Raw genomic sequence first — 637 nt, 5'->3', positions numbered from 1 at the left:
GGCCGATGCCGGCAAGTCGCAGTTCGTGAGCCGTGAAGTGACGAAGCTGGACCGTCCGGAGCTGACGAGCGCGAGCATCATCGTGTCGGGCGGCCGCGGTCTGGGCAGCGGCGAGAACTACACGAAGGTGCTGGAGCCGCTGGCCGACAAGCTGTCGGCAGCACTCGGCGCATCGCGCGCGGCAGTCGACGCAGGCTACGTGCCGAACGACTACCAGGTCGGCCAGACCGGCAAGATCGTCGCACCTCAGCTGTACATCGCGGTCGGCATCTCGGGTGCGATCCAGCATCTGGCCGGCATGAAGGATTCGAAGGTGATCGTCGCGATCAACAAGGATCCGGAAGCGCCGATCTTCAGCGTGGCCGACTATGGCCTCGTCGGCGACCTGTTCACGCTCGTGCCGGAGCTCGTGAGCGAGCTCGGCTGACGCGGCGTGACGCTTCAGCGTTAAGCACACGGGAAAAGGGGCGCGACGAGCGCCCCTTTTTTTACGCCATCGACAGAAGACAGAAGAGGGAGACGCACCATGAGTTATGTCGCACCGGTCAAGGACATGCTGTTCGTGCTGAAGGAACTCGCGGGCATCGACGCCGTTGCGCAGTTGCCGGGCTTCGAGGATGCCGGTTACGACACGGCG

At 64.2% G+C, this 637-nt stretch carries 2 protein-coding genes; both read left to right on the top strand.

The features are described 5' to 3' along the window. Positions 1–427, top strand: a 427-nt coding sequence (locus tag U5809_RS34590; RefSeq protein WP_322089853.1) for an electron transfer flavoprotein subunit alpha/FixB family protein, incomplete at its 5' end; no start/stop codon positions are given. A gap of 99 nt (positions 428–526) precedes the next feature. Continuing rightward, on the top strand, positions 527–637 hold a 111-nt coding region (locus tag U5809_RS34585), incomplete at its 3' end, for an acyl-CoA dehydrogenase N-terminal domain-containing protein (protein ID WP_322089854.1).

Origin of the sequence: Burkholderia sp. BCC1999 (assembly GCF_905339975.1) — a bacterium.
Taxonomy (GTDB): Bacteria; Pseudomonadota; Gammaproteobacteria; order Burkholderiales; family Burkholderiaceae; genus Burkholderia.
This window is presented reverse-complemented; position numbering and strand designations above follow the sequence as displayed.